This is a genomic window from Pseudomonas ceruminis (genome assembly GCF_021602025.1).
GTDB lineage: Bacteria > Pseudomonadota > Gammaproteobacteria > Pseudomonadales > Pseudomonadaceae > Aquipseudomonas > Aquipseudomonas ceruminis.
Window position 1 is genome coordinate 1 of sequence record NZ_BQHW01000076.1, and the last position, 715, is coordinate 715.

The 715-nt window shown below is 54.8% G+C and carries 1 protein-coding gene; it reads right to left on the reverse strand.

Going from position 1 to position 715, the window contains the following annotated elements; genetic code table 11:
- Nucleotides 1-49: 49 nt before the first annotated feature.
- Nucleotides 50-715 (reverse strand): IS3 family transposase (locus L6D80_RS29860; protein WP_236183111.1); only part of this gene is annotated, 666 nt, incomplete at its 5' end.

Genomic DNA, 715 nt, shown 5'->3' on the forward strand with positions numbered 1-715 from the left:
TGTCTAGTCCTGAAATAGGTTTACACCTGTTCAGGTAGGCCGATAGGCCTCAAAACGCCCGATGCACCGCATCGGGCGTTTTGTTTTTCAGGGCCATATGGGGCCGTTCTGTGTTGTAGATCTGCACTGCCTCATCAACCATCTGTCTCGCTTGTTCCAGATCCTCAGGGCTGCTCAATAGCAGCTCCATCTTGAGGATTCCGTTGATTCGCTCAGCCAGCGCGTTCTGGTAGCAGTCATACCCATCAGTCATGGAGCACTGAACGCCGTGCCGTTGGTGCAGTGACTGGTATAGCGCCGAGCAATATTGGATGCCTCGATCCGAATGGTGGACTAATGGCTGGCAACGACCTCGCTTTCGTAAGGCCTGCTTGAAGGCTTGCGCTACTGACTCGGCATGCAGGCTTTCATGGACGTGGTGACCAACAATTTTCCTGGAGTACGCGTCCGTTACCAGGCTCAGGTACAGCGGGCCGTTACGTGCGGGCAGATATGTAATGTCGGCAACCCAGACGTGCTCCGGCCTTGTCGGAACGACTTGGCTTGGACCGGGCTTGATTAAGTTGGGATGGCGGTAGAAGCGATGAAAGCTCTGTGTTGTCTTGTGGTATGCCCGCTTGGGCAGCACCAGCAAACGGCGCTCTCCCAAGACCTGAAACAGCCTATCTCGGCCGACTTGGAATCGCTTGTCAGGTTGGCAATGCAGCAAATAGTG